Raw genomic sequence first — 13,191 nt, forward strand, 5'->3', positions numbered from 1 at the left:
TCAAACTCAAATATATATTGAATGAATCAACTTTTTAGAAGGAAAAACTATTCAGAAACAGATACTTCTACAAGCCTTTTAAGGGTTTTAGGTGTTTGGGATATTGTTTTTTTTGGTATTGCGGCCATTATTGGAGCAGGAAGTTTCAGCAGTTTAGGTGAAGCGGTTTTCAGAGGCGGCCCCGGAGTGATTCTACTGTATTTGATTTGTGGTTTTGCCTGTGGCTTTACTGCATTATGCTATGCTGAATTTGCGAGCAGAATTCCTACAGCCGGTTCTGCCTATACGTATGCTTATGCCAGTTTCGGTGAACTGATCGCCTGGGTAATCGGATGGGCTCTGATCATGGAATATTCTTTCGGAAATATTTATGTAGCCTTTTCCTGGTCCGATTATTTTACCAGCTTCCTGGAACGTCTGGGCATGCATATCCCTGATTATCTTACCTGCAGCTATACGGAAGCCCGAAAAGCTTTCCAGAACGGTTCTGAGAATAAAGAACTTTTAAACGCATGGAAGTCTGCCCCACTGATTGGCAGTTTAAAATTCATCGTTGATGTGCCTGCATTAGTGATCAACGGCCTCATTACGTGGCTTTGTTATGTTGGGGTGAAAGAAAGTAAAAACTTCAATAATTCTTTGGTTATTTTAAAACTTGCGGTCATTGTTTTGGTGATCCTTGTAGGCTTTGCTTATATCAACACGGATAACTGGACGCCCGTAAATCCGGAAACCCAGGTAGCCTCCTTCATGCCAAATGGTTTTGCAGGAGTTATGAGTGCAGTTTCAGGAGTTTTCTTTGCCTATATAGGTTTTGATGCATTAAGTGTCCTTTCCGAAGAGACCAAAGATCCCCAGAAAACCCTTCCGAAAGGAATGATCATTTCTCTTGTTCTTTGTACGGTAATTTATATTGCTTTAACACTGGTTTTAACGGGAATGGTTGATTACAGGAAATTTGATGGTATCGGAGATCCGCTTTCATTTATATTCGAAAAATCGAATGCCAATGTCGCCTGGATGGAACTTGTCGTTTCCTTTGTAGCTATTGTTGCCATTACTACTGTATTATTGGTGTTCCAGATGGGACAGCCAAGAATCTGGTATGCGATGAGCCGCGACGGGCTGATGCCTGAAAAATTCAAAACTGTACATCCAAAGTATAAAACCCCTTCATTTGCAACTGTTGTTACAGGTATTGCGGTAGGAGTTCCTATTCTTTTTACAGATAAAACCTTCATTCTCGATTTCACAAGTATCGGAACAATCTTCGCTTTCGTACTGGTATGCGCCGGAGTTTTAATGCTTCCTGCAAAACAGAAGATCAAAGGCAGATTTCATCTTCCTTATATTAACGGTAAATTCATATTCCCGGTTATTTTTATCGGCGGTTTAATAGGCTTCTATATCTGGCAACCTGAATTCTTCAGCAACCTGATGGACTGGAGCAATCCTAAAGAAGGTGAATTCAAAGCTTCTATCTTTGTTTTCATTCTGATCAACCTGGTGCTGTGCATCTTTACCTTTATCAAGAACTTCTCTTTAATTCCGTTAATCGGTTTAAGCTCCTGTTTATACCTTCTTACCGGAATGAGCCATGAGAACTGGTTCTGGTTCGGGCTTTGGTTTGCTCTGGGTCTGGTGATCTATTTCTGCTACGGTTATAAAAACAGTAAGCTCAGAAAGGAAACAGTATAAAAATAATCAACATAAATAAAGTATAATAGAAGGCAAATTCGCAGATCAGCAAATTTGCCTTCTATTTTTTCATCAAATCGGCAGAATTATTGCATATGCTTCAACGGAAATCATAAACTAATTTTGCCATGTCAGAAAGAATAAAAACCTACGGAGAATTTTATCAGTTTTATCTTACCGAACACAGTAAAACGGGAACGAGAATCTTTCATTTCATCGGAACTCTTTTAGTATTTGTGGTGATCTGGTATGTCATCAGTTCAGGGAAAGAAAGGTTTCTATGGTATATTCCGATCTTTGGTTATGGCTTTGCCTGGTTCAGCCATGCAGTCATAGAAAAAAATAAACCCGCTACTTTCAAATACCCGCTTTGGTCATTGATCTCTGATTTCAGGTTGTTTTTTGAGCTATTAATCGGGAAACAGAAATTCAGAGGGATAGTTCCGGCATCAAAGGAAACAGGAGATTCTGAAAGTATTTAAGATTATTTAATTGAACCACGTCAAAAAACTTTTACCACGTGGATTTCTAAATTTACAAATGCACTTTGGTTTTTAAAAAGCAGATATTTTTCACGGTGAATCAATACTGCTTTTCCAGAATATCGTAATGAACTGTATTTATTATTTTCTCTGCTAAAGCATCTCCATCCACCTTAGTGTGTTCCGGCCTGTATGTTGAAAATGTAACGGTTTTGTCTTTATTAAATGTAACGTTTACTTCTTCAAGAATCTGACTTTCAACATAGAACTGAATCCTTTCGTCTACTATCCTCCAGAACGAAAGCCTCGGTTCAGAAGGTGTGCAGTTTCCGGAGCTTCCTTCCACATAATTATAGATGGCAAAACCATCATCCCTTATGGAATAGTTTCTCATTAAACGACAATTGTCAAAATCCTTGATTACTTTTTTCTTATTTTCATAAAAGCCCGATTCTTTCAGTTTCCAGAATCCTGTGATATCTTCTTTTTTTAATTGTTGGGCATTGAGAAAGGAACTGACTGCCAAAGACAGGATTCCTGTGTATATTCTATTCATTATTAATACAATTGTACTTCTTTATTTCAGGATATTTGAGAGTTATTTCTACATTTTCGGCGGCCACCGCCCCCCGAAAATGTAGAAATAACCTTAAACATAAGCTTCATATACTAAATCACAAAGCATTATTTATCAAATCATTTAAACTTTTTCTTAAAGTTAAACTTTAGCATATTCATTAAGCCAGGTTCAATGATATCAATCCCTAATCCAAAATTGCTGTCTGCAATAGTATGATGATCTTCCCGGAATTTTTCAAACTGATCCTGCGGGATTTCAAGGTTTACCAGAGGATGGTATTCTATAAAAACGGTAGCACCATTCTTAGTGATCTTTTTTCGGCTTTTATAATCAAAATACGGATTGCTTATGGTACTTTCCTGAACGGTATATTTTTCCTGAGTGTCAATCTTTTGGTCCGTATACAGATTGATTTCATATTTTTCACTGTCGAAATTATGCCAGAAAGGAAGATCTTTATGCATAAAGTCCCTTGCACTTGTCTTAATTACATTCCGGTCAAAATACATTAAGAAACGGTTTTTCTGGTGATCTACGTAATATGGATTTTCTACTGTAGCCGTATACTGGATCTTGAATTCATTCAGTTTTTTATCATCGCTTACAATATCAATGGTGGCATCTTTAAAAATATCTCTAATATCTGTTCCGTTTCTGTCGCCAGAGTAATTAAGCCCATAAAACAGAAAGCTGTTCCAGCTGTCTACAATTTCCCTTTTGTTGGTCGTCTTAAAATACCTTCTCATCGCATTGGCGCGGTTTCCTTTATATGTTGTGGACAATTTCAACCGCCCTGTCGTATTCTGGACATTAAACTCAACTTTTTCATCAATGCAGTAATATGGAAATTTGTATGATTTTCTTTCCTGCAATACCTGATCAGATTTCACTTCCAGATAATGCATAAAGTAGATAAATCCACGGTTTTCAATCAGCCCGAACTCATCCCGGACCGTAGCATCTACAAAATATTCCTGGCCTTTATAATCTATTTTTACGATTACATGATTAAAGCTCAACAGTGATGGCAGATAATATTTAATATAGTAATCGGTATGGAAATTAACGAGAACCACCGAAGAATCAACTCCGATATAATCTAAAATAACTTTCAGTAAAACGCATTTGGCCTTGCAGTCGCCCTGCTTGTTCTCATAAGTTACAGAAGGTTCCTGCGGCTTGTGTCCGTTCATTTCATCAGCATTGAAAATATAATAAATATGATTCTGGACATATTCTATGGCAAACTGCACCTTTTCATCCAAGCCGGAGATTTCATCCAGCTTTTCTGCAAGATGGGGAGCAAAATCTTTCAGGGAATACTTACTGAAGATTTCTTCATACATGGGGGCAATATAGTTGGACAGATCCTTCCAGCTGTTTTCGGTTGCAAAATCTATAAAAGGAAATATCTCACGACTCGCATCTACATGATTGATGTAATTTACCTCTTCTATAACGAACCTCTCTCCTTTTTTTAAATGATTGATTTCCGGTTCCAAAACATGGCCCTGCTCATCTCTGAAAAAAGTTTTTTTATAGGCAATATCCTGTTCCCGGTCATTGATAAAAGTAAACTTAAAGCTCCCGTACGCCCAGTAATTATCCGGGCTTACCCATACATATTTTGAAAATTCCTTTCTCAGGAAATCACGTTCTGTAAATGCCTTAAACCGCGAATCTTCCAGAATCAGGACATCATAAAGTCTCAGATCCTTAATGGTAATATTAATCTTTTTGTTACTGCTTAAAATTCCGCCACTGCTCTGGTTCTCGCTGTCCAGCACTTTTATTTTGGTGTCCGGAATCTTATCGATCAGCACACCGTCTCTCAAAACGCTGATCCTGTGAATACTGTAAACTTCATTTTCTTCTACAATAACTTCTGAAACAGAAGCCCGTTCCAGATTTCCCGGCTCATTCAGCGTATAGGCCATACAGACATATTCGCTGTTTTCGGTATTGCTTGTATAGTACTTTTTATCAAGAAAATAACAGTAGTCTCTTCCTTCATCAATCTGTTTCCTGGAAAATTCCGAGTCTTTTATTTTATCAATCAGCTCATGATCTTCTATATTTCCAGCCCATGCTTCAGGTTTCTGAATTTTGTAATTTTCAATTTGAATTGGATTATTCATATAATATTTTGGTAATGGTATTCCCTGATTAAACTTTTAGAAGCGCTCAAATTAAAAAATAAAAAAATAAAAAACAATAGAAGAAGTGCGTCAAAAACTTCGGCACAGTAATTGGTCCCAAAATGTAAAATAAGTTTATGAAAATTATCGCAACCATTCTAAAAGGTGCTGTTCCTGCAGTAGCCCTATTCGCAATGACACAATGTAGCACGACGGCTAATACTGCCGGAGCAGATGAGAAAACATTCATCGTAGGACCTGAAACTGCAGACTGTACAGGAGTAGCCCCGATGAAATGCCTGCAGGTAAAAGAAAAACCGTCAGAAAGCTGGACCAATTTCTACACGAATATTGAAGGATTTACTTATGAGCCGGGATATGAATATGTTTTGAGAGTAAAAACCGAAAAAATCGCCAATCCTCCAGCCGATGGCTCTTCCATAAAGTACACCCTGATAAAAGAGGTTTCCAAAACCAAGAAATAGTGCACAAAACTCCCGGAGATTTCCGGGAGTTTTTTATTTTGTTGTTTATTAATTGCCTGGATTAAACCGTCATTCCTATATCAATCCCTTTAATTTTCCTGTAAAGATCGGTGGCGAAATTATCGGTCATTCCTGAAACAAAATCTACTACACCCAGCACTTTCTGGTAATCTGTTCCTTCTTCATACATAAATTGTCTCGGAAGCAGCTTCAATGCTTTTTTATCGTAAGATTTCCTTTCGTCTTCAGCTTTAAGAATAGAGGGAATAAAATGATCCAGAAGCTCATACATTACATTGTAGCCGGCATTTTCAATTTCCACCACTGCTTTATGATTGTAGATTTTTTCAATCGAAAATGATTCAATGTCCTGCAGGGCCCGGTTCTCCGCTTTATAAATATCAAGAAGCCCGTTATCCAGATTTCCATGAAGAATATTATCAAAATTATGCTTGTAAATCTCAAGGGATTTATTGATCAGGGCATTTATTGCTTTTGCTCTCAGGTAAGAAATCTTTTCGTTTTCATTGGAAATGGAAGCCAGCTTGTTTTTAACTTTTTCCGTATCATTGCTTTCAGACTTTATGAGTTCAAAAAACAGGTTTTCACAGTCTGAAGTGGATACAATCCCCAATCGGTGAGCATCTTCCATATCAATAATATTGTAACAGATATCGTCTGCTGCTTCCACAAGCCATACAAAGGGATGTCTTTTGAATATATAGGGCTCTTCATTTTCTAAAATTAAATTTGTAGCCTTTGCTATTTCCAGGAAAATATCTTTCTCATTCTGGAAAAATCCGAATTTCTTTCTGTGAATGATCCCTTTTTTCCTGGCTACGGCTTCACACGGATATTTTGCAATGCTCGCCAAAGTAGAAAAAGTAAGCTGAATTCCTCCGTCATCTTTTCCCTGCTGACGTTGGGCCAGGACCCTTATGGCATTGGCATTCCCTTCAAAATTGACAAGATCTGCCCACTCTTTTTCATTAAATTTCAGCTTCAGGTCCTTTTCATTTCTTTCAAAATAACTCGCAATCGCATCTTCTCCCGAATGTCCGAAAGCCGGATTTCCTACATCATGACACAGACAGGCAGCTGCAATTACATTTCCTAAATTATGAAGATAGAAATTCTTTGAATCTTCCGTAAGGTCATTTTTATAGGTTTCAAAGATAAATTCGCCAATAATGCTTCCCAAACTTCTGCCTACCGAAGAAACTTCCAGTGAGTGCGTCAGTCTGTTGTGCACAAAAACACTTCCGGGAAGCGGAAAAACCTGGGTCTTATTCTGTAGCCTTCTGAAAGCAGAAGAGAAGATAATTCTGTCGAAATCTCTCTGAAAATCAGTTCTCGAAGCTTTAGTATGCGGATTGTTTCCCGTACGCTGATTCGTGAAAATCTGGTTTAAATTCATCATTTTTCAAAATTACTCCAAATTTTATTTTTACGGAATAGTATTTGAACTTTTGTTGAAAAGTAAAACCATGCCTGAAGGACCATCCATAATTTTAATGAAAGAAAGCCTGCAGCCGTTTACCGGAAATAAAGTAACGGAAGCTTCAGGCAATGCTAAATTCGAGAAAGAACCGCTGATTGGCCAAACCCTTCGTGAGATCCGTACATTCGGAAAACAGACGTACCTGGTCTTAGATAATACAGCCATTCGTATTCATCTGCTGATGTTCGGATCCTACAGTGTTGATGAACAGACAAAACCGGATAAAAGTCTGCGCCTGTCACTTCATTTCAAAACCGGAAGCATGTATTTTTACACCTGCTCCGTCAAATCTGTAGATTTAGACTTCTTATCCGGGATAGACTGGGAAGCCGACATTATGAGTGATATCTGGAACCCTGAAAAAGCGGAAAAGAAACTGAAATCCAAACCAGAAATGATGGCCTGTGATGCTTTGATGGATCAGGATATTTTTTCCGGCTTGGGAAATATTATCAAAAATGAGGTTCTGTTCAGAACTGGTGTTCAGCCGGAAAGCAAAATAGGAAATCTGCCTGCGAAAAAGCTCAGGGAACTTATTGCTGAAGCCAGAAATTACAGTTTTGAATTCCTGGAATGGAAACGTGAGTTTGTTTTAAAGAAACACTGGCTGGTTCATACCAAAACAATATGTCCGAAATGCGGACAGAAACTGGTAAAAAAACAGACAGGACTTGGAAAAAGGCGAAGCTTTTACTGTGAAAAGGATCAGAAGCTCTATTAAAGATGTCACTGATCTTCAGTTTAAGAAATCTTATTTACAAAATCTATTTTGACCAATGTTTTTTCCATTCGCAGAAGCGGCCGGAAACATCCTATATTTGGGGTGTTCAATGCATCTGGCTTTAATGGTGCCAGATAAACAGTAATAAACCAACTCATATTAAAAACTAATAAAAATGACAGACGATACTTGGCTGGACAGATGGAACGACAGGTACAGCAGTGAAGAATTCGCTTACGGAACGGAACCCAACAATTATTTAAAAGAACAGTTAGAAAAATTAGAGCCCGGCTCTATTTTGTTTCCTGCAGAAGGTGAAGGCCGGAACGCCGTTTTTGCAGCGGTGAAAGGATGGAATGTTTCCGCTTTTGACATCAGCAGTGAAGGAAAAAGCAAGGCATTACAGCTTGCTGAAAGCCACAATGTGGTTATCGATTATCAGGTTGGTGAACTTCAGATCCTGAATTTTCAGAAGGAGCAGTTTGATGCAGTTGCTCTTATCTATGCCCATTTTCCGGCTGATATCAAATCCTCCGTTCATCAGATGCTGGATCAGTATCTGCGTAAAGGAGGCATTATTATTTTCGAAGCCTTCAGCAAAAACCATCTTGATTATGTAACAAAAAATGAGAAGGTTGGCGGTCCTAAAGATATCGGGTCATTATTTTCAACAGATGAGATCAAAGCTGATTTTCCCAATTACGATATTATACAGCTGGAAGAAACGGAAATAGAGCTTAATGAAGGCTTATTTCACAATGGAACAGGTTCTGTGATCCGCTTTGTGGGACGAAAGCTGTAGTCTACCCTTCCGAATTCAGAGTTCCGCCGGCATATTTTGTAAAAAAATCGGATCGGTAGACTTCACCTATGGGAATTTCGAATTCATCAATATAAATATTATGATTGTCAAATGAATCAATAAAATCGAGATTAACCACATACGATTTGCTTACCCGGAGAAAGGTTTCCCGGGAGATTTTCTGGTGAATCGTTTTGAGGTTCATAGCTGTAATAAGCTTTTGCTGCCGGGTGTGGATGACCACATAATCTTTCAGTCCTTCTATAAATTTAATATCTGAAAAACTGATCTTGTAGAATCTCCGGTCTGCCTTGATGAATAAAAAGTCTGCCGTATTGGACTCTACTGTATTTTTCACTGTGTCTTTAGACAAAAGTTCCGTATAAAGAATAGCTTTTTCTATGGCTTTTTCCAATCTTTGGGCATCTATCGGTTTCAGAAGGTAATCTACAGCTTCCAGTTCATAGCTTTTTAAGGCATATTGGGAATAGGCTGTGGTAAAAACGATCAGTGATTTTTTAGGCAGCATTTCAGCAAATTCCAATCCGGTTACCATTGGCATTTCAATATCCAGAAAAATAAGATCTACCTCGTTGGTTTTAAGGAAATCCAGCGCTGAAGGAGCATTGGAAAACTCCCCCAGGATTTCGGCCTTTGAGGTTTCATTGATCAGTGAACGCATTTCGGCTCTTGCCAATGGTTCATCATCTACTATAATACAGTTCATACAGGAATTTTTAAATTGACGGTATATTCTTTTTCTCCGGAAGTGATTTCAAGGCTGAAAGTATTTCCATAGAGAAGCTCGAGCCTTCTTTTAATATTGGCAAGTCCCAGTCCGCTGTAGTTTGCATTGGATACAGTTAGACTCGGATTCATCGAATTGGTGCAGGTAAAATGAAGGATTTTGTTTTCAACGCTTATATCTATTTTCACATAGCACATTTTGCTGCTAATATCGAGGCTGTGCTTTACTGCATTTTCAACAAAAGTGGTAAATAAATTAGGCGGAATAAAAGTACTTTTTATGGTTCTGCTTTCTGTTGCTGCATTGATATCAAAGGAAAAATTTTCTCTGCGTATTTTTTCAAGGTTAAGGAAATTGGACAAAAAATCGATCTCCGAAATAAGCAGAGTTTTTTCTTCTCCGTTTTCATACAGCTGATATCTTAAGAATTCCGAAAGCTTAACAATAACTGCAGATGCTTTTTCAGGATCTGTTCTTGTAAGGGCTTTCACATTATTGAGCATATTGAAAAGAAAATGCGGGTTGATCTGGTTACGGAGTTCATTCAGTTCCATTTGCAAGGTAAGATTATTGAGTTCCGTTATTCTTTTGGTATCTGTGATCCATTTTTGCAGGAGTTTTACGGTAGTTGTTGTCAAGATAATCGGAATGCACATCAATATACCTTCATAGAGATTGGCTTTTTCACTTTCCTTCTTAATATTCTCTACCCTGAAATCCCCGAAGAAGTATTTAAAACCATAGCTTATCATATTCAGTCCGGCAACTCCCATAATGACCAGCAGAATGAGATAAGTGATATACCTTGTTTTAAAGAAGAACTTTGGCACCAGCACATATATATTGATGTATACCATCGTAATCAGGACAGCATATACAAAAAACAAAACATAGTATTGATAAAGTCCGGAATACCAATGCCAGAACCTGGCGCTGTACATCAGGAAGAAAAAGAAAACCAGGAATAACAAGTGTCTGCGGACTTTGAACCGGTCTTCAACCAGAAAATCCATGACAAGTGTCTCTTTAAATCTTGAGGGTCCGTATTTCATAGTATTCCGGGTCTTAATTAAAAACAAAAATAGAGAATAACGCGGTAAATCCTTATAATATTATACAAACCCTGTCATTTTTTATACCAATTTTAACCGGGCTGGATTTCGTATAAAATAAAAGCGGTTTCGTATAAAAAAACTTTCATGCCATGGTATTATTCCTTTCTTTGCCCTGAATTTTTAATGCTTATGGAATTAGCCGTTTTTCAGGAACTTACACAGGAAATAACCACAGAATGTTTTTATATGACAGAATCCCAGCAAGAAGAAAAGGTGATACAGATGATTGATCTGCACCATTTCGTGGAGTGTTATCAGTCACAGATCAGTATTTTAAATTACATTCAGCATCCCATTAACATTGTTGAAGAAAATGGTGTTAAAAAAGGAATTCTATTCTATAACCTTAAGCATTCCACTCCGTACGACTGGAATGGTTTTGAAGAATTTAAAAGACAGAAACAGCTTAAGGAAATCTGGTTTGTTTTTGTGGAAGAAGACCGTGTTGCCAATACGTTCCGTCATAATAATTTTATTACCGAGAACAGCATTGAGATATTTTACGACAGAATATTCCTGTTCAATTTCTTCCAATCCACTATCCGCATTTTAAAATAGGTTATAAAACATAAAACTGGTATGGGGTTTTTGAACTTTTAATTAAAAAAAATCAATGCGTCCCCATCTTTGAAAAAACATTAATAACAATCACCCCGATCACTATCAGGGCAATTCCGATGATAGCAGGCAGATCCGGAACCTGCTTAAAAGCGATGATCCCAATGATGGTTATAAAAACAATTCCTACTCCGGACCATATGGCATATGTAATTCCGACAGGAATCTGGCGCAGTGTAATACTCAGGAAATAAAATGCGGCAGCATATCCTATCACAGTAATCACAGAAGGCCACAGCTTCGAAAATTCTTCAGATTTTTTCAGAAAAGTGGTAGCGATGATCTCGAATATGATGGCTAAGGCAAGAAAGATATAACTGCGTCCCATAAAGCTTATTTTTACAAAAATACGAAAAGCCACTTCTTTTTCACAGAAAACCAGCTGATAAAACTGATATGATATTCCATTTTTCTATCAGATTTAACCTTATATTCTCGTCGGATATTCTCTCCAAAGTTATCGACAGGATAACAAAAATAAAATCCGGCAAAAGGCCTGACTTATTATCCCTTACGAGTGAAATTATTTCAAAAAAATTATAATAAAAAACTACAAAAAGAAAAAATTATTTACTTAAGAATGTGTGCCATCAATTGTTCCAACCCTGTCAGTATTTCCAGTACATGTGACAAAATTTTCAAATTGCTGACATAAATTCTGTCAGATTTTTAAAATTAAGGGATAAAATTCAGGTCCGAAAAATAAGTTTTCTTAACATAATAATTCTTTCACCACCCAAAATCTGACGTTCAAAAATAAAACCACAAGTAAATACTATGCGCTGCATTTTTATTTTTTTGTTTTATCAAGTCCAATATAGAAGCACTTAAACAGTTGCCAATTTTTTATTTTTTTACAGATAAGACAATAAATATATTAATAATTTCATAATAACACATTAATTTTTTGTAAACAAACACTTACATAAAATTAACAGTAAACACACATAACACACTGATATACATCATGATTATTTGCTTTGGCACGTGATTTGAAAATAGTAATATTGTAATTAGAAAATTGATAAAATAAAGTCAAATAATTAAATAAAACAAAAAATGATAACTTACATCGGTATCGCAACATGTGTAGTAGTATTCGCTTCTTACTTTATGACAGTAAAAAGAGAGGAAAGAAACTAAGTTCTATTGAGAAAGCCTATAGAACATCTATATTAATTGTATTGTTTATGTTTTTTAATCTGAATACTCAGATTCTGCTCTTTTACTCACTGGAGTAAAAGAGCCCAAAAAACATATTCCTTTAACTGAAATTTCATAGCAAATTTTATATATCCCAAATAGTCAAGCCGAACAAACAGTTCGGCTTTTCTTGTTGATTACCTGGCGAATTAAAGTTTCGGGCTGAAGCCAGATGAAGGTTTGTTTTTTTGTAAACGGGCTAAAGCACGTTCCTATTGAATATATTTAAACGGTTTATGGTTTATCCGGACTTCATTCAATAAAGCCTTATCTTTGTACAGATAAGAATCACTTTTTAGTTTTAACATGAATCTGTATAATCTCATCATTCAGGACAAGGAGGAAGTAAGCCTTAACGATGTATTTCTCGACAGCCACAACAGGGATCAACTGGTACAACTTATCAAAGAGCACACCTACGTGAAGGAGCTGCAGGAATACGGGCTTCCGGTCAATAACAAAATCCTCCTGCAGGGAAATTCCGGATGTGGAAAAACAATGACCGCCAAAGCTGTAGCCAATGCATTAGGTAAAAATATCCTGATCCTTAATCTCAGTAATATTGTTTCTTCGCGTATCGGAGAGACTTCACAAAATATAAAAATGATCTTCGACAAAGCTGCAAGAGAAAGATCTGTTCTTTTCCTGGATGAACTGGACCAGATCGGTAAAGCGAGAGGCAGCGACGACAAGGATGTGGGCGAAATGAGAAGACTTGTGAATACCCTGATCCAGCTTATTGATTATTATCCCGAGAACGCACTTCTAATGTGCGCTACCAATCACGCAGAAATTATAGATACCGCTTTGTTGAGGCGCTTCCAATTAAAAATTAATTATGAAATGCCTTCCCGGGAATTCCTGGATCAATTTTATGACAGCCTATTGTCTAAATTTCCGGAAGACCTGAGGAATATTGAACGTAAATACGGAATTTCTTTTGCAGAAGCGAAAGATTATGCGTTTACGGTGGTGAAGAATGCTATAATAAAGGAACTGGAAGCAAAAATAGTTGAGAATTGATATAAATACATTAATCGTTAAATTATATACATCCGTCTTCCCAGAAACGGATTTTTTCTTTACCATTTAGTAAGTAT

The 13,191-nt window shown here is 37.0% G+C and carries 13 protein-coding genes; 7 read left to right on the plus strand and 6 right to left on the minus strand.

Translation table 11 applies throughout. The features are described 5' to 3' along the window. Positions 1-21 precede the first annotated feature (21 nt). Both AC4IFE_RS18235 and AC4IFE_RS18240 read left to right on the plus strand, forming a co-directional pair. Positions 22-1,698, plus strand: a complete 1,677-nt coding sequence (locus tag AC4IFE_RS18235) for an APC family permease (RefSeq protein ID WP_490758553.1) — start codon at positions 22-24, stop codon at positions 1,696-1,698. Between the two features lie 128 nt (positions 1,699-1,826). Then, positions 1,827-2,180 carry an Mpo1-like protein gene (locus AC4IFE_RS18240; RefSeq protein ID WP_490758554.1) on the plus strand — a complete coding sequence of 118 codons (354 nt, stop codon included), beginning with the start codon at positions 1,827-1,829 and terminating at the stop codon, positions 2,178-2,180. A gap of 100 nt (positions 2,181-2,280) precedes the next feature. Here AC4IFE_RS18240 and AC4IFE_RS18245 read toward each other — a convergent pair whose 3' ends face one another. Continuing rightward, on the minus strand, positions 2,281-2,736 hold the full coding sequence (locus tag AC4IFE_RS18245; protein WP_490758555.1) for a lipocalin-like domain-containing protein: 456 nt from the start codon (positions 2,734-2,736) through the stop codon (positions 2,281-2,283). A gap of 140 nt (positions 2,737-2,876) precedes the next feature. Then, on the minus strand, positions 2,877-4,898 hold the full coding sequence (locus AC4IFE_RS18250) for a hypothetical protein (protein ID WP_490758556.1): 2,022 nt from the start codon (positions 4,896-4,898) through the stop codon (positions 2,877-2,879). 137 nt (positions 4,899-5,035) lie between these two features. Here AC4IFE_RS18250 and AC4IFE_RS18255 point away from each other — a divergent pair, with 137 nt between their 5' ends. Beyond that, positions 5,036-5,383 carry a DUF4377 domain-containing protein gene (locus AC4IFE_RS18255; protein ID WP_490758557.1) on the plus strand — a complete coding sequence of 116 codons (348 nt, stop codon included), beginning with the start codon at positions 5,036-5,038 and terminating at the stop codon, positions 5,381-5,383. 61 nt (positions 5,384-5,444) lie between these two features. Here the strand turns inward: AC4IFE_RS18255 and AC4IFE_RS18260 are convergent, their stop codons facing one another. Continuing rightward, the gene (locus AC4IFE_RS18260; protein ID WP_490758605.1) at positions 5,445-6,800 is read right to left on the minus strand and encodes a deoxyguanosinetriphosphate triphosphohydrolase; all 1,356 of its coding nucleotides are present in this window, start codon (positions 6,798-6,800) and stop codon (positions 5,445-5,447) included. A gap of 70 nt (positions 6,801-6,870) precedes the next feature. Between AC4IFE_RS18260 and AC4IFE_RS18265 the strand changes: the two genes are divergently transcribed. After that, entirely contained in the window at positions 6,871-7,605 is a 735-nt protein-coding gene (locus AC4IFE_RS18265) for a DNA-formamidopyrimidine glycosylase family protein (protein ID WP_490758558.1), read from the plus strand. A gap of 175 nt (positions 7,606-7,780) precedes the next feature. Further along, positions 7,781-8,407, plus strand: a complete 627-nt coding sequence (locus AC4IFE_RS18270; RefSeq protein ID WP_490758559.1) for a class I SAM-dependent methyltransferase — start codon at positions 7,781-7,783, stop codon at positions 8,405-8,407. Position 8,408: 1 nt separating this feature from the next. Here the strand turns inward: AC4IFE_RS18270 and AC4IFE_RS18275 are convergent, their stop codons facing one another. After that, positions 8,409-9,134 carry a LytR/AlgR family response regulator transcription factor gene (locus AC4IFE_RS18275; RefSeq protein ID WP_490758560.1) on the minus strand — a complete coding sequence of 242 codons (726 nt, stop codon included), beginning with the start codon at positions 9,132-9,134 and terminating at the stop codon, positions 8,409-8,411. Next, on the minus strand, positions 9,131-10,207 hold the full coding sequence (locus AC4IFE_RS18280; protein WP_490758561.1) for a sensor histidine kinase: 1,077 nt from the start codon (positions 10,205-10,207) through the stop codon (positions 9,131-9,133). Before AC4IFE_RS18280 ends, AC4IFE_RS18275 begins: the two co-directional genes overlap by 4 nt. Before the next feature lie 147 nt (positions 10,208-10,354). On the opposite strand from AC4IFE_RS18280, the gene AC4IFE_RS18285 reads away from it, so the two are divergent. Continuing rightward, positions 10,355-10,828: a hypothetical protein gene (locus AC4IFE_RS18285; protein ID WP_490758562.1), complete on the plus strand. Its 474-nt coding sequence runs from the start codon at positions 10,355-10,357 to the stop codon at positions 10,826-10,828. 52 nt (positions 10,829-10,880) lie between these two features. On the opposite strand, the gene AC4IFE_RS18290 is transcribed toward AC4IFE_RS18285, so the two are convergent. Then, positions 10,881-11,216, minus strand: coding sequence for a DMT family transporter (locus AC4IFE_RS18290; protein ID WP_490758563.1), 336 nt, complete (start codon positions 11,214-11,216; stop codon positions 10,881-10,883). Positions 11,217-12,397: 1,181 nt separating this feature from the next. Between AC4IFE_RS18290 and AC4IFE_RS18295 the strand changes: the two genes are divergently transcribed. Then, positions 12,398-13,114, plus strand: coding sequence for an AAA family ATPase (locus AC4IFE_RS18295; RefSeq protein ID WP_490758564.1), 717 nt, complete (start codon positions 12,398-12,400; stop codon positions 13,112-13,114). Positions 13,115-13,191: the final 77 nt, after the last annotated feature.

The organism is Chryseobacterium sp. UF-81 (assembly GCF_058245105.1).

Coding starts and splice junctions, on each gene's coding strand:
- AC4IFE_RS18235 (WP_490758553.1), top strand. CDS start 22: ATGAATCAACTTTTTAGAAGGAAAAACTATTCAGAAACAGATACTTCT.
- AC4IFE_RS18240 (WP_490758554.1), top strand. CDS start 1,827: ATGTCAGAAAGAATAAAAACCTACGGAGAATTTTATCAGTTTTATCTT.
- AC4IFE_RS18245 (WP_490758555.1), bottom strand. CDS start 2,736: ATGAATAGAATATACACAGGAATCCTGTCTTTGGCAGTCAGTTCCTTT.
- AC4IFE_RS18250 (WP_490758556.1), bottom strand. CDS start 4,898: ATGAATAATCCAATTCAAATTGAAAATTACAAAATTCAGAAACCTGAA.
- AC4IFE_RS18255 (WP_490758557.1), top strand. CDS start 5,036: ATGAAAATTATCGCAACCATTCTAAAAGGTGCTGTTCCTGCAGTAGCC.
- AC4IFE_RS18260 (WP_490758605.1), bottom strand. CDS start 6,800: ATGAATTTAAACCAGATTTTCACGAATCAGCGTACGGGAAACAATCCG.
- AC4IFE_RS18265 (WP_490758558.1), top strand. CDS start 6,871: ATGCCTGAAGGACCATCCATAATTTTAATGAAAGAAAGCCTGCAGCCG.
- AC4IFE_RS18270 (WP_490758559.1), top strand. CDS start 7,781: ATGACAGACGATACTTGGCTGGACAGATGGAACGACAGGTACAGCAGT.
- AC4IFE_RS18275 (WP_490758560.1), bottom strand. CDS start 9,134: ATGAACTGTATTATAGTAGATGATGAACCATTGGCAAGAGCCGAAATG.
- AC4IFE_RS18280 (WP_490758561.1), bottom strand. CDS start 10,207: ATGAAATACGGACCCTCAAGATTTAAAGAGACACTTGTCATGGATTTT.
- AC4IFE_RS18285 (WP_490758562.1), top strand. CDS start 10,355: ATGCCATGGTATTATTCCTTTCTTTGCCCTGAATTTTTAATGCTTATG.
- AC4IFE_RS18290 (WP_490758563.1), bottom strand. CDS start 11,216: ATGGGACGCAGTTATATCTTTCTTGCCTTAGCCATCATATTCGAGATC.
- AC4IFE_RS18295 (WP_490758564.1), top strand. CDS start 12,398: ATGAATCTGTATAATCTCATCATTCAGGACAAGGAGGAAGTAAGCCTT.